At 35.0% G+C, this 14,552-nt stretch carries 9 protein-coding genes; 4 read left to right on the forward strand and 5 right to left on the reverse strand.

From position 1 onward, the window contains the following. Positions 1-534 precede the first annotated feature (534 nt). The gene (locus tag ACTYA4_RS01285) at positions 535-1,038 is read left to right on the forward strand and encodes a GNAT family N-acetyltransferase (protein ID WP_443479716.1); all 504 of its coding nucleotides are present in this window, start codon (positions 535-537) and stop codon (positions 1,036-1,038) included. 487 nt (positions 1,039-1,525) lie between these two features. Next, positions 1,526-2,911 carry a branched-chain amino acid transporter BcaP gene (gene bcaP / locus ACTYA4_RS01290; RefSeq protein WP_443479717.1) on the forward strand — a complete coding sequence of 462 codons (1,386 nt, stop codon included), beginning with the start codon at positions 1,526-1,528 and terminating at the stop codon, positions 2,909-2,911. Positions 2,912-2,961: 50 nt separating this feature from the next. Here the strand turns inward: bcaP and gltD are convergent, their stop codons facing one another. Both gltD and gltB read right to left on the reverse strand, forming a co-directional pair. Beyond that, on the reverse strand, positions 2,962-4,455 hold the full coding sequence (gltD, locus tag ACTYA4_RS01295; protein ID WP_443479718.1) for a glutamate synthase small subunit: 1,494 nt from the start codon (positions 4,453-4,455) through the stop codon (positions 2,962-2,964). Positions 4,456-4,471: 16 nt separating this feature from the next. Continuing rightward, complete coding sequence (gltB, locus tag ACTYA4_RS01300; protein WP_443479719.1) at positions 4,472-9,031, reverse strand: glutamate synthase large subunit; 4,560 nt, start codon at positions 9,029-9,031, stop codon at positions 4,472-4,474. Positions 9,032-9,169: 138 nt separating this feature from the next. On the opposite strand from gltB, the gene gltC reads away from it, so the two are divergent. Further along, on the forward strand, positions 9,170-10,072 hold the full coding sequence (gene gltC, locus ACTYA4_RS01305; RefSeq protein WP_443479720.1) for a glutamate biosynthesis transcriptional regulator GltC: 903 nt from the start codon (positions 9,170-9,172) through the stop codon (positions 10,070-10,072). A gap of 123 nt (positions 10,073-10,195) precedes the next feature. On the opposite strand, the gene pepF is transcribed toward gltC, so the two are convergent. The 3 genes from pepF to ACTYA4_RS01320 form a co-directional block, all read right to left on the reverse strand. After that, positions 10,196-12,007 carry an oligoendopeptidase F gene (gene pepF / locus ACTYA4_RS01310; protein ID WP_443479721.1) on the reverse strand — a complete coding sequence of 604 codons (1,812 nt, stop codon included), beginning with the start codon at positions 12,005-12,007 and terminating at the stop codon, positions 10,196-10,198. A 53-nt stretch (positions 12,008-12,060) separates the two neighbouring features. After that, positions 12,061-12,675: a protein kinase family protein gene (locus ACTYA4_RS01315; RefSeq protein WP_443479722.1), complete on the reverse strand. Its 615-nt coding sequence runs from the start codon at positions 12,673-12,675 to the stop codon at positions 12,061-12,063. A 488-nt stretch (positions 12,676-13,163) separates the two neighbouring features. Further along, positions 13,164-13,367, reverse strand: a complete 204-nt coding sequence (locus ACTYA4_RS01320; protein ID WP_443479724.1) for an IDEAL domain-containing protein — start codon at positions 13,365-13,367, stop codon at positions 13,164-13,166. A 191-nt stretch (positions 13,368-13,558) separates the two neighbouring features. On the opposite strand from ACTYA4_RS01320, the gene ACTYA4_RS01325 reads away from it, so the two are divergent. Next, complete coding sequence (locus ACTYA4_RS01325) at positions 13,559-14,380, forward strand: Cof-type HAD-IIB family hydrolase (RefSeq protein WP_443479725.1); 822 nt, start codon at positions 13,559-13,561, stop codon at positions 14,378-14,380. The last annotated feature ends 172 nt before the right edge of the window (positions 14,381-14,552 follow it).

A 14,552-nucleotide genomic window follows, 5' to 3' on the forward strand; every position in this document is an offset into this window, starting at 1 on the left:
ATAATTATTTATTGACATTTTATACACTTATATCGGTCCGATTAAAGTATTTTTACTATTATACAATAAAAAGGAAAAAATGATAATGAAAATGTCCTACTATTGCGAAAATAATTTTCACTATTAATAAATTGCATTTTATTCCAACAATTATAAAAAATAGGCGGAAACTTTTGCCGATTTTTTTATCTAGGCTGTTTTCGTATAGATTGTTGCTTTTAAACGCGCAGCCTGCATACACTTCGCTTTCCGTGGACGAGCGTCGAGCCTCCTCGTCGCATACGCTCCTGCGGGGTCTCGTCTTTCTCGCATTCCCACAGGAGTCTACGTGTATGCAGGCTGCTAAGAAACGCTTTTTAAAATGTATTATGTAAAAAACAACAAACTTTGAGAAAACAGCCTTTATCTAATAAGTGCTTCCATTCAATTATAATTAGCGAAATATGGTATCTAATAAAAGGCCGGAAACTATTCTGGAACGATCAGCATAATAAGACTATGATAAAATGTAATGATAGTGAAAGGTGGTCAACAATGCTATTACGAAAAATTCAACCTGATGAATATCATACTGTTTTTCAAATGGGCTACAAAGAATGGCCAAAAGGAAGAACGTATGAACAATATGTAAATGACAATAAAAAAGAAGATGCGTATGGTACTCGTTATGTCTATGTAGACGAAACTAATTACATAATTGGTTCCATGATCGTATTATCAAAAACCATACAATTTTCCGATCAAACAGCACCGATCTATGGTCTTGGATCCATTGTCATTGACGAGAAATATCAAGGCAATGGATACGGAACAATGATGCTGAATGAATTTTTTTCTTTGTATACAAAGGAAAATAAAGATGCTATTTTTCTTTTATACAGTGAAATAAATCCACAATATTACTACCGATTCCAATTTAGAGAACTTCTTCGCAAACAGCAGCACGAGACAAAATCAATCTGTATGGTCCGCTGCAATCATGAAATGTATGAAAAATTATCACAATTGCCAAAATCACAAATTCCTGCTTATTTTTAACATTTCGAAATAATAATCATTTACTGTTGAGATATTATTCAACAGTTTTTTTCATTTCATTATCTTTCATTAATTTTTCACCATGCTTCTGTTTTTTAGCCAAACTGTTTTCCTTTCTCTACTAAAATTAATATGAATTTATTGACATTGACTTTTTTGTTAACAAACACATAATTTGGTAATACTAATTATATGACAAGCAATTTCATAAGAATTTTTGGTATATTTTCTAAAGGATCTTTTCGTATAGATTGTTGTTATTTCCCCCGCAGTCTGAATACACTTCGCTTTCCGCGGACGAGTGCCGAGCCTCCTCGTCGCTATGCTCCTGTGGGGTCTCGTCTTTCTCGCTTTTCCCGCAGGAGTCTACGTGTATTCAGACTGCTCAGTGCTTCAACCATGTTTATTGTTTTATTCAAAAACAACATACTTTTAGAAAACAGCCTTTCTAAAAAATATGTCATGAAAACATCTAGGAGGTAACAGCATGAATCAGCTTTTTCGGAAAAAATCAATGAGTTTAATGATCGCTCAAACAAAAAGTAAATCATTAGCTCGTTCTATTAATGTAATGGATCTTATTTTTTTAGGGGTGGGATGTGTAATAGGCACAGGCATTTTTGTAGTAACAGGTGTTGTAGCTGCTAATAATGCAGGACCGGCCATTATGATTTCATTCGTAATTGCAGGAATTGCTTGTGCTCTAGCGGCTTTTTGTTACGCAGAATTTTCTTCATCTGTCCCCTTATCTGGAAGTGTTTACACTTATACCTATGCTACTTTAGGTGAATTATTGGCATTCTTAATCGGCTGGGATCTTATGTTAGAATATGTTCTCGCAGTATCAGCCGTTGCAACAGGATGGTCTGCCTATTTTCAATCATTGCTAGCGGGATTTAATATCCACATCCCTTCTATTATTGGCTCTGCACCTGGAATGGGAAAAGGGGGAGTAATTGATTTACCGGCAATATTAATCATTCTTTTCATTGCTGGTCTAGTAAGCAAAGGAATTAAAGAAAGTATAAAGTTTAATAATATTATGGTATTTGTAAAATTAGCTGTTATTTTATTATTTATTATTGTTGGTGTATGGTATGTAGAGCCTGATAATTGGTCGCCGTTTATGCCATTTGGATTTGAAGGGATTATTACAGGGGCTGCTACTGTTTTCTTTGCCTATATCGGTTTTGATGTAATCGCAACAGCCTCTGAAGAAGTGAAAAATCCGTCGAAAACAATGCCGATTGGAATTATTGGATCATTAGCAATCTGTACATTGTTATATATTGCAGTATCAGCCGTAATAACAGGAATGATTCCATTTACTAAGTTAAATGTAGGAGCCCCAGTTGCTTTAGCATTAGAATCAGTGGGGCAAGATAGTGTTGCAGGCATTATTTCTGTTGGAGCAGTAATGGGAATTACAACCGTTATTTTAGCTTTAATTTACGCACAAGTTCGATTAAGTTTTGCAATGAGCCGTGATGGTTTATTGCCAAAAGTCCTGGCAAATGTTAACCAAAAAACAAAAACACCATTTGCCAATACTTGGTTAACAGGAATAGTTGCTGCATGTATCGCAGGGTTTATTGATTTAACTACTTTAGCTCATTTAGTTAATATGGGCACCCTTGCTGCATTTACCCTTATTTCCATTGCCGTTATTATTTTGCGCAGGAACTTTCCTGAATTAAAAGGCTCTTTTCGTGTACCATTTGTACCTGTACTGCCAATAATCAGTGCGTTGCTATGCATATGTTTAGCTATAAGCTTGCCTAGCATTACATGGTTTTCATTTGTTATATGGATTATTATTGGTTTATTTATTTACTTTTTTTATTCTAAAAAACATAGTAATCTAAACAATTAATTTATAAGCATAGAAAAAACCAAGGAAAAGACATTTCCTTGGTTTTTAATTTAAGCATTAACAGTTGGTAAATGAGAGACTCCCATTAAATATTCATCTACTTTACGGGCCGCTTCACGACCTTCATTAATGGCCCAAACAATTAAGCTTTGTCCTCTTCTTGCATCTCCTGCAGCGAAAACACCTTCTACATTTGTTTGGAATTCTCCATATTTCGCTTCAATTTTACGAGATTTTGTATCTACGCCAAAATGGTTTAGAACTGGCTGTTCTGGTCCTTCAAAACCGATTGCGATAAATACAAGTTGAGCTGGCCATACTTTTTCTGTTCCAGGAAGTTCATTGAAAACAAAAGTACCATCTGCTTGTTTTACTTTTTCCATAGCAATAGTATGAAGCTCTTTTAAATTTCCATTTTCATCTTTTACAATTTTTTTCGTTTGAATGCTGTACTGTCTTGGATCGCTTCCAAATTTTTGCTCAGCTTCTTCATAAGCATATTCCAATGTAAATACTTGTGGGAAAGCTGGCCACATATTGTCATCCGAACGAGATGTTCCTAATTTAGGATGTTTACCAAATTGAACAACGCTTTTACATTTTTGACGAAGAGCTGTTGCGACACAGTCTGCTCCAGTATCTCCACCACCGATAACGATAACGTCTTTTCCTTCTGCATTAATAAACTTGCCGTCTTTTAAATCAGAATCTAATAAACTTTTTGTATTTAAAGTTAAATAATCCATGGCAAAATGTACGCCATTTGCATCTCTGCCTTCAATAGCTAGATCACGTTGTTTTTGAGCACCTGTACAAAGGATAACAGCATCAAATTGTTTTTTTAATTCCTCTGCTGTAATATCTTTGCCTACTTCTGTGTTTGTCACAAAATCAATGCCTTCTTGTGTTAATAAATTGATGCGGCGCTCAACATCTTTTTTCTCTAATTTCATATTAGGAATACCGTACATCAATAATCCGCCGGCACGATCAGAGCGTTCAAAAACGGTAACAGAATGACCTGCTTGATTTAATTGATCAGCACTTGCCAATCCAGCTGGACCAGATCCGATAATCGCTACTTTTTTCCCTGTTCTTTTTTCCGGAATTCTTGGTGTTATCCAACCATTTTCAAACCCTTTATCAATAATGGTGCGTTCGATATTTTTAATCGCAACAGCAGGATCAGAAATGGCAACCGTACAAGAGCCTTCACATGGAGCAGGACATGCACTTCCAGTGAATTCTGGGAAGTTATTTGTTTTTAATAATCTGTCCAATGCTTCTTTCCATCTACCGCGGTAAACAAGATCATTCCATTCTGGAATTAAGTTATGGATTGGACAACCTGATGTTGAACCACCGATATCCATTCCAATATGGCAAAACGGTGTTGCACAATCCATACAGCGTGCTCCTTGTCTACTTAGTACCTCATCAGAGAAAGGAGCAGAATATTTTTTATAATCGTCTAAGCGGGAAAGCGGAGATCTTTCTTCCGCTTCCTCCCGTTTAAATTCCATAAAACCAGTTGCTTTTCCCATATTATTCTCTCCTTTCTTACTGAACAGCTACTGTTAACTTAGTAGGTTGATGTTTTTTTTTGTCTTGATTTGAATTGTTTTCAAATGCATTCATAACCGCTTCTTCTTCGGATAAACCGTTGTTTAAGCCCTCTTGAATATGAGAAATCATTCGTTTGTAGTCTTTTGGAATTACTTTTACAAATTGACTTACTGATTTTTCCCAATTCTCTAATACTTGTTTTGCTGCAATACTATTTGTTTGATCTGCATGTTTTGCAATTAACTCTTTTACAGATTCTACTTCATTTGCATCCTCTAATGATTCAAATAAAATCATTTCTTGGTTGCAATGATGTTTAAAGTCTTCTTTGTCATTTGCTAGAACATAAGCTACTCCGCCTGACATACCTGCTGCGAAGTTCTTTCCTACTTCGCCAAGGACAACTACTTGACCACCAGTCATGTATTCCAGTCCATGGTCACCAATTCCTTCTACGACAACGTTAGCACCGCTGTTTCGAACAGCAAAACGTTCTCCTGCTTTTCCATTTACAAACGCTTCGCCACTAGTTGCACCGTAAAAAGCAACATTTCCGATAATGACATTATCTTTTGCTACATAAGAATCTATTGCTGGAGCTGTAACAACGATTTTGCCTCCAGATAGACCTTTTCCTATATAGTCATTTGCATCTCCAGTTAAATAAAGACTCATGCCTTTAGGAATAAATGCACCGAAGCTTTGACCAGCAGATCCACTAAAATGAAGGTTAATCGTATTGTCCGCTAATCCCTCTTCTCCATATTGTTTGGAAATTTCACTTCCAACAATGGTTCCAATTACTCGGTTCGTATTGCGTACAGAATAATGCATATCTACTGTTTCACCTGTTTGAATCGCTTTTTCAACAGCTGGCAGTATTTTTTGCATATCTAAGCTTTCATCAATTTTATGGTTTTGTGGAGTTTGGAAAGTACGAGCTCCATCCACTTTGTATAATAATTTAGATAAATCAAGATCTTTCGCTTTCCAATGTGCTTTTGCACGGTCACTCACTTCCAGAACATCTGTTCTTCCGACCATTTCTTCTACTGTTCTAAATCCTAACTGAGCCATTAATTCACGAACTTCTTCTGCAACAAATTGCATAAAGTTCACAACATGGTCAGGATCCCCTGCAAATTTATATCGTAATTCTGGATTTTGTGTAGCAACGCCGACAGGACATGTATCCAAATGACATGCACGCATCATAACACAGCCTAAAACAATTAACGGTGCTGTTGCAAAACCGAATTCCTCTGCACCAAGTAATGCCGCTAATACAACGTCTTTACCTGTCATTAACTTACCATCTGTCTCAAGGACAACACGGTTGCGCAGCCCATTTAACATTAACGTCTGATGTGCTTCCGCTAGTCCTAGCTCCCATGGAAGTCCAGTATGTTTAATACTTGTTTTTGGTGATGCTCCTGTACCACCATCATAGCCACTTACAACAATTACATCAGCTGATCCTTTTGCAACACCTGCAGCAATCGTTCCAATTCCGCCTTTTGATACAAGCTTCACGCTAATGCGCGCTTCTTTGTTTGCATTTTTTAAATCATGAATAAGCTGAGCTAAATCTTCAATCGAATAAATATCATGATGCGGTGGTGGGGAAATTAACCCTACACCTGGAGTAGAACCACGAACTTCTGCTACCCATGGATACACTTTATTTCCAGGCAATTGACCACCTTCACCTGGTTTTGCTCCTTGCGCCATTTTAATCTGCAGCTCTTTTGCATTAATTAAATAATGACTTTTTACACCAAAACGGCCGGATGCTATTTGTTTAATGGCACTGCGACGATTATCGCCATTTTCATCCAACTCAAAGCGTGCTGGATCTTCTCCGCCTTCTCCACTGTTGCTGCTTCCGCCAATTCGGTTCATGGCAATTGCTAATGTTTCATGCGCTTCTTTACTTAATGAACCAAACGACATCGCACCTGTTTTGAAACGCTTCACAATACTTTCCACTGATTCTACTTCATTGATATCAATCGCCTGCTGATTAGACGAAAACGAGAATAAATTACGTAGGAAACTTAATCTTTCGTCATTTGCTGCGTGTGAATATTGTTTAAATAAGCTGTAGTCTCCTTTGCGACAAGCCCATTGTAAAGTATGAATTGTTTTTGGATTAAAGGCATGATGTTCTCCACCTTTTCTCCATTGGTATTCACTTCCTGAATCTAATGTGTCATCCAATACACTTGCAAATGCTTCTTCATGGCGTTTAGTTGTTTCCGCTGCAATTGTATCTAATCCAATACCACCTAATTGCGAAACGGTACCTTCAAAATATTTGTTGATAACCTCTTCACCGATTCCAACTGCTTCAAAAATTTGAGCCCCACGATAACTTTGAACAGTTGAAATACCCATTTTAGACATAACTTTTACTACGCCTTCTGTTACTACAGTATTAAATCGGGAAACAACTTCTTCATAAGGAAGCGCTAAAATCTCATCATCGATTGCTTTTTTATAGGTTGCATAGACAAGATAAGGATTAATAGCGTCTGCACCAAATCCGATTAAGCTTGCAAAATGATGAACTTCTCTTGTTTCTCCTGACTCCACGAGGATGCTTGCTTTTGAACGAATTCCTTGATTAATTAAATATTGATGCAATGCACTTACTGCTAATAATACAGGAATTGCTTTTTTCTCATTATTTAATCCTCTGTCAGATAAAATAATTAAACTAACACCTTGTTCAATTGCTGTTTTTGCTTCTTGCAAAACGGTTTGTAAACTTGCTTCTAAATCTTCTTCAAATAATGTATCAATTGTTTTCGTTACAAAGTCTGAAACGACATTTTTTCTTAACAACTCTAATTGTCCATTTGATAAAACTGGTGAATCTAGTTGGATTCGCTGACAATTTGTTTCATCTGGATGAAGCAGATTTCGTTCTGCACCTAACCATGAAAGTGTCGATGTTACCATCTGCTCACGAATAGCGTCGATCGGAGGATTCGTAACTTGGGCAAATAATTGTTTAAAATAATTAAACAACGATTGCGGCTTATCTGATAATACAGCAAGCGGTGTATCATTTCCCATCGACCCGATTGGATCTTTACCTTCCGTCACAACCGGCATAAGATTTTTTTGTACATCTTCATATGTGTATCCAAATGCCTTTTGGCGTGTTAATAAATCAGATAATGTTTCTTCTGTTTCTTCACTTGGCTGTTGTAAGCGAATAACGTTTTCATCCAGCCATTTTTGATACGGTTGTTCTGAAACAATTTGTCCTTTTAACTCTTCATCGGAAACAATGCGTCCTTCTTCTAAATCAATTAATAGCATCTTTCCTGGACTTAAACGATCTTTATATAAAACATTTTCTTCTTCTACTGGTATAACTCCTACTTCAGAAGAGAAAATAATATAGTCATCTTTTGTCACATAATAGCGAGCTGGTCTTAATCCGTTGCGGTCTAAAATAGCACCAATTTGTTTTCCATCTGTAAAGGAAATGGCCATTGGTCCATCCCACGGCTCCATTAAGCTGCTGTGATATTCATAAAACGCTTTTTTCTCTTTTGAGATATGCGGATTTTCTGTCCATGGTTCTGGAATTAACATCATTGCTGCATGTGCTGGCTTTCTACCAGATAGAATAAAAAATTCTAATGCATTATCAAAAACAGACGAGTCACTTCCATTCGCATCTAAGATAGGCAATACTTTTTGTAAATCATCACCAAATGCTTCGGATACAAATTGCTGCTCTCTTGCTTTCATCCAATTAAAATTGCCGCGAAGTGTGTTAATTTCTCCATTATGGATAATATAACGGTTTGGATGCGCTCTTTCCCAGCTTGGAAATGTATTTGTACTAAAACGGGAATGCACTAAAGCAAAAGCCGAAGTAAATTCTGGATCTTGAACATCTAAATAAAAGGTACCAACTTGTTCTGATGTTAATAGTCCTTTATATACAATCGTACTGCTTGAAAGACTGGCAAAGTAGAAATCTCTTCCTTCTATTTTACCCCAGTTTTCTGCTAATTTGCGGATAATATACAATTTGCGTTCAAATGCTAATGCATCTTTGCTGTCAACATTGGCTTTAATAAACACTTGGCGGACAACCGGACAGCTTTCCTGTGCGACTTTTCCGATTTTTCTGAAATCAGTAGGAACTGTTCTCCAGCCTAAAAGTTCTTGTCCTTCCGCTGCGATATACTCGTTAATCTTTTCTTCAATTTTTTCTCTATGTTGATCCTTTTGAGAGAAGAAGATCATTCCAACACCGTATTGTCCTTTTTCCGGCAATGAAAATTCTGAAATTTCTTTTCGAAAAAAACGATCTGGAATTTGAACCATTAAACCAGCTCCATCACCAGTTAATGGATCACTACCTTGCCCACCACGATGATCTAATTTACATAGCATGCTTAAACCTTTTGTCACAATGTCATGTGTTGCTGTTCCTTTAATATGAGCGTATAAACCGATACCACATGCATCATGTTCAAATTCAGGTCGATAAAGACCTTGTGCTTTTTCCATTTGGTTGTACGTCATTTCAACCACCCCTGTCAGATTTTCTAACAACTTTTTTAGTTCAGATAACCCAATTATACTATGCAAATTCATATATACAATATATTATTTGGATAGAAGTAATCTAATTTTGATATGAATGGAGAGGATTACAAAAAAATGGAACTTAGACAACTAAAATATTTTATCGAAGTTGCAGAAAGAGAACATGTTTCAGAAGCTGCTGAACATTTACATGTGGCCCAATCGGCAATAAGCAGACAAATTGCCAATTTAGAAGACGAACTAGGTGTTCAACTTTTTGAAAGAGAAGGCAGAAATGTTAAATTAACCTCAATTGGAAAAACCTTTTTAAACCATGCGTTAGCTATTATCAAGGCAGTTGATCTTGCAATCGAACAAGTAGACGCCTATTTAGATCCAGATAGAGGATCTATCAAAATTGGCTTTCCAACTAGTTTAGCAAGTCATTTGCTGCCAACTGTTCTATCTGCATTTAAAGAAAAACATCCTCATATTGCTTTTCAATTAAGACAAGGCTCTTACAGTTTTCTAATTGAAGCAGTCAAAAATCGGGAGATTGATCTTGCATTCTTAGGTCCAGTACCAACAGATGATTTCACAATTGAAGGAAATATCCTGTTTATCGAACGGATACTAGCATTAATACCTAGTAATCATATTTTATCAGAAAGACGAAGTTTACGCATACGTGATTTAAGAAATGATCCTTTTGTTCTGTTCCCGAAAGGCTATATTTTACAAAAAATTGCGATTGATGCATGTAAACAAGAGGGCTTTTTGCCTAATATAAGCTCAGAAGGAGAAGATTTAGATGCCATTAAAGGCTTAGTATCTGCGGGAATGGGCGTGACTCTGCTTCCAGAGAGTACATTCTATGATACTGTTCCTAAATTTACAGTGAAGATTCCAATAGAAGATCCTGTTATTAACCGAACAGTAGGTATTATTATTCCGAAAAATCGAGAACTGCCTCCTTCCGTGCAAACATTTTATAAATTTGTCATTGACTTCTTTTCTATATTAGAAAAGTATCAATAATACTAGAAAAGCGGAAGCGTCTTGGTCAGCCCCTAAGCTGAACACCTATCGGACTTCAGAAAATTTCAGCTTTCTTACCATATAAAAAGGATGTCTAGTTAATAGACATCCTCAAATTTCGTGTCATTTTAAAGATAGCATTTTGTCATCTGCAATCACTTCTTGCACGAGTGAATGAAAAATCGATAATGCGTGGTCAATTGGTTCTTGTGTTGTTAAATCCACACCTGTTCTTTTTAATAATTCTAAAGGGAACTCCGAACTTCCGCTTTTTAGAAATTGTAAATATTCCAGTCTATCTTTCTCGTTCCCCAACAGCAATTTATCCGCAATTGTAATCGCTGCTGCAAAACCGGTTGCGTATTTATAGACATAAAAAGGACGATAAAAATGAGGTATTCTTGACCAGCCATATTTCACTTCTTCTTCGACCACAAGGTCATCGCCATTATATGCTTTAAATAGCTCTTCATACGTTTTATTAAACAGATCAAGTGTTAATGCTTCCCCTGATTCTGCTTTTTCATGTACAGTTTTTTCAAATTCACTAAACATTACTTGAGTAAAAAAAGTGCCTTTAAAACTATCAATAAAATGGTTTAACAAATGCTCTCTTTTGTTAGCATCTGTTTCCACCTTTAATAAATAACGAATCAACAACACTTCATTTACCGTAGAGGCCACCTCTGCTACAAAGATACTATAGCCTGCTGTGATCTGCGGTTGATATTTACTGCTGTAATAAGAATGCATCGCATGGCCGCATTCATGTGCTAATGTAAATAAACTGTCTAAATCGTCACGATGGTTTAATAAAATAAATGGATGCACACCATATAAGCCTAAATTATACGCGCCAGACCGTTTCCCCGGTGTTTCCCGAACATCTAAATAGCGTTTCTCCTTAAATGATTTTAATATTTTTATATAATCTTCACCGAGCGGTTTTAACGCTTCCATCATCATATCGTAGGCTTTATCATAAGCTATCTTTTCCTTTGCAGCGTCTTTCACCAATGGTACACTTAAATCATATGGACGGAGCTCGTCTAACCCTAACTTATTTTTACGGTATTGCATATATTCATTCATATACGGTAAATTTTTTCTTGTTGCGGCAATAAGATTTTCATACACTTCTTTTGGAATTCTGTCAGAAAACAAGCTTTTTTCTAAAGCAGACGGATAATTTCTTATTTTTGACGTTTTCACATTATTTTTTACTGCCGAAGCAAATGTAGTAGCAATTGTATTTTTTAGCGTAATATACGGTTGATAGTAGGCTTTATATGCCTCTTTCCTTTTTTCTCTATCATCATTTTCCATCAGTTTTGCATACATTCCTCTTGTAAGCTCCACCATTTGTCCTTCTTCATTCGTAACAGTACCAAATTTTATATCAGCATTATTGATCATGCCAAATATTTGGCTTGGAACGGATAATGATTCTCCAAGCGCAGCAAGTATTTCTTCTTTTTCTTTGCTTAACACATGTTTTTTATAAGAGAATGACTCCAACAAGTTTTTTTCAAAATATTGTAATTCTTTCACTTCTTTTATGTATTGTTTTAATACTTCTTCTTCCATACTTAATAAAAAAGGCATAAAAAATGATGTAGCACTACTCCATTTTTGTCCAAGCTGTCTCGCTTTATCCAACAGCTTTTGCGCATGAGTATTTCTTGTATCTTGATCTAACAATAGCATACTATAACAATATAATTTTTTGTAAATAGCTCCAATTTCTTCTGCAAGTTTTAAATAGGAAAACAGTTTAGCTGCATCTGTTATTTGATCATTATATTGGCCAATTTCGATAATTTTTTCTTCTACTAGCTTATAATCTCCTTCCCACAATGTTTCATTTTCATATATATCCTGCAAATTCCATTTTTCCTGTTCCAATACCTCTTGTCGATTTTTATAACTTACCATTACTACTCCTCCTTTAATAGAACCATCATTTCCTTTAAAAAAATGATCATCCATTAAACAAATACTTTTAATAATTGCTTTTTATATAATATTCGAATAATGTGCAAAATATATTTGCTAACTTTTTTCGGAAAAAAGCGTTTTTGATATAATTTATAATAAGCTTTTTTTAAATCACTCCATTGGGTACATTTTTTCACTTGTCTAAAACGAGCTAAATCAATGATTTTAATCTCATTTCTTTTTGTTAAAATAATATTTTTTAAATGAATATCCGAAGGGTTCAACCCTTTTTGCTTCGATAATAAAATAGCTTTATCAGCCTCTTTTATATGCGGTTCTGTAATAATAATGCCTTCTATTAAACAATCAAATAATGTTTTCCCTTTTATATAATCAATTACGATATAATTTTCACCGATCTCGTGAATTTGAGGAAAAAAAGGGATGCCTTTGACTGTTTCATATATCTCTCCCTCTGTTTTAGCTAAGTGTTTATATTTATTAAAAAACACTTTGATTACCAAATCAGTATGTTTGATTTTAAATACGAAGGCACTTCTCCCTTTGCCGATTAGTTCTAAGTCTTTATGTTTTTTTGCCTCTGCATACTTTTTATTAAAAAAATGGTAGTAAATTGTTTGTGCAAGAACATCATATTTTTTCAAAGGACCTGTCTCCCTTATAGATTTTTATTACTAACTGATAAGGATAAACTATATTATTCTAAGATCTAAACAATTTTACAGATTCCCCACCGCAAGAATTCGATTAGTTTTTGTCTCAATAATGTTATATTATGCTGTTTCTACCTTTACGGTGAAATGCGAGTTAATGTTAGATAAAATGAAAGTACTGTCATCTTAGTCGAATGATCAAAGTTAGTCAATTAATTTAATTTTTTTATAACATTTATTGTGTTCTATCTAAGAATATGCTATATTTATTTTTGCGATGAGCTCTATTGAATAAGTCAATAAACATGAAAGTGCAATGTGGAGCACTGTTTATTGCCTCAATACGTAAAAAGACACCAATTAAATTGGTGTCTTTTTTATTGTTTTTTACGATAGAAGGCTGGCAACCTATTCTGATTATGAATATTATACGAATACTATTAATTTTAGTAGTTATTATTAAATGGTTTGAATAAGATTTATGATGCCAATAACTCATTTAATTCATTGGAAAGGCGCATAAATTCTTTTTTGTCACCTTTAATGAGTGTAGCATCAATTTGTTTCTCAATAGTTGTTTTACGGAACTCATAAAGGGCTTTTTCTAATACCATTTCAGCAAATAAAGAATCCATTACATTTCCTACAGACTGTTGTGGAGCATTTAATAAATACTTTTCCATTTGAATCAACCCCTTTTCTTTTTTATAGTATAACAATAATTTTCTGATAATTCAAATACTTTTTCACAGAAATTATTCCCTTTATTGATTTTTTCTGTTTTTTATTTTCATACTAATATTTACGGATAGTGATATATTCATTTATAATGAGGGTGATTTCGAATAGAACGTAGATTGCGAGGAGATACTAAATGGCTTATAAAATGATTGTTTTAGATATGGACGATACGTTATTACAAGATGATCACACTATATCAGAAGTAACCAAAAAAGCGTTGATGGATGCACAGGAATTAGGTGTAAAAGTAGTGCTTGCTTCCGGCAGACCTACTTTTGCAATCGTACAAAGTGCAATAGATTTAGATTTAGCTAAATATGGAAGTTTTATCTTATCGTTTAATGGTGCAAAAATAACCAATTGTCATACAAATGAAGAGATGTTTAGCAGCACTCTTCCCCCCGAAACAGTTCATAACCTTTTTGAAATAAGTAAAAGGGAAAATGTGTGGATCCATACGTATGTAGGCGACAGCATTGTAACAGAAGAAAATAATCCTTTTACAGAAATTGAGTCTCAATTAACTGGACTTCCTATTACGCAAGTATCAAACTTTGTAGAAAGTATTCAAGAACCAGTAGTAAAAGTATTAATGGTAAAAGAAGAAGAACATTTAAAAAAGGTGGAAAGTTTACTACAAGACGAATTACAACATAAACTAAGTGTTATGCGCTCAAAGCCGTATTTTCTGGAATTCACCGAAAAGGGAGTTACGAAAGGAACAAGTCTTGAGTTATTAATTAATAAATTAGGGATTACTCGCGACGAAGTAATCGCTATTGGAGACAGCTATAATGACTTAGCCATGATTGAATTTGCTGGACTTGGTGTTGCAATGGGCAATGCTCCAGAAGATATAAAAAAAATCGCTGACTATACAACAGATACTAACAATAATGACGGTGTAGCAAAAGTAGTCGAAAAATTTATTTTAACTCAAAATGCTTCAAAATAAAAAAGAAAAGCGGAAGCGCCTTGTTCAGCTCTGAAGAAAAATGTTCATTTGACTCAGAAAGTGCTTTTTACTTTCAGAGGCAAAGGGTTATTTTTCACAAGAGCTAGGAGCTGGAGCTAGACACTCGTCTAAGTTGAAAATTTTATACTTTCTTATCTATTAAAAAAGAGGC

Source organism: Niallia yueguangensis (assembly GCF_052663115.1).

What these genes read in the sequence shown, in the direction of transcription:
- ACTYA4_RS01285 (WP_443479716.1), top strand. Translation starts at nt 535, where the DNA reads ATGCTATTACGAAAAATTCAACCTGATGAATATCATACTGTTTTTCAA.
- bcaP (WP_443479717.1), top strand. Translation starts at nt 1,526, where the DNA reads ATGAATCAGCTTTTTCGGAAAAAATCAATGAGTTTAATGATCGCTCAA.
- gltD (WP_443479718.1), bottom strand. Translation starts at nt 4,455, where the DNA reads ATGGGAAAAGCAACTGGTTTTATGGAATTTAAACGGGAGGAAGCGGAA.
- gltB (WP_443479719.1), bottom strand. Translation starts at nt 9,031, where the DNA reads ATGACGTACAACCAAATGGAAAAAGCACAAGGTCTTTATCGACCTGAA.
- gltC (WP_443479720.1), top strand. Translation starts at nt 9,170, where the DNA reads ATGGAACTTAGACAACTAAAATATTTTATCGAAGTTGCAGAAAGAGAA.
- pepF (WP_443479721.1), bottom strand. Translation starts at nt 12,007, where the DNA reads ATGGTAAGTTATAAAAATCGACAAGAGGTATTGGAACAGGAAAAATGG.
- ACTYA4_RS01320 (WP_443479724.1), bottom strand. Translation starts at nt 13,367, where the DNA reads ATGGAAAAGTATTTATTAAATGCTCCACAACAGTCTGTAGGAAATGTA.
- ACTYA4_RS01325 (WP_443479725.1), top strand. Translation starts at nt 13,559, where the DNA reads ATGGCTTATAAAATGATTGTTTTAGATATGGACGATACGTTATTACAA.